Origin of the sequence: Brevundimonas sp. 2YAF1, assembly GCF_052114745.1 — a bacterium.
Classification (GTDB): domain Bacteria; phylum Pseudomonadota; class Alphaproteobacteria; order Caulobacterales; family Caulobacteraceae; genus Brevundimonas.
Window position 1 is genome coordinate 1 of record NZ_JBFRFI010000025.1, and the last position, 420, is coordinate 420.

Here is a 420-nt window from a genome sequence, read left to right on the forward strand (position 1 = left end):
GCCGTGGGCTATGACGACCTGATGCGCGTACTGGAAGCCGGTGGCGCGGACGTGCAGCGTGGCGACATCCTGTGCCTGCACACCGGCCTGGCCGCGATGGCGCTGGCCCTGTCGGCCGACGACGACCATACGCCGCTGCGCAACGCCTGCGCCGTGCTGGACGGCACCGATGCGCGGCTGCTGCGCTGGATCGACGACGCCGGCATCGCGGCCATCGCCGCCGACAACCACGCCGTCGAGGAGCGCCGGCACAGCCTGCCGCCGGGCACCACGGGGCCATTGCTGCCGTTGCATGAACTCTGCCTGGTCAAGCTGGGCATCCCGCTCGGCGAGATGTGGCATCTCACACCACTGGCCGCATGGCTGCGCGCGGCCGGGCGCTCGTCGTTCCTGCTGACCGCACCGCCGCTGCACCTGCCG

At 72.1% G+C, this 420-nt stretch carries 1 protein-coding gene; it reads left to right on the forward strand.

The annotated features are described in order from the left end of the window. Positions 1 to 420, forward strand: a 420-nt coding sequence (locus AB4Y68_RS14470) for a cyclase family protein (RefSeq protein ID WP_441456453.1), incomplete at both ends; no start/stop codon positions are given.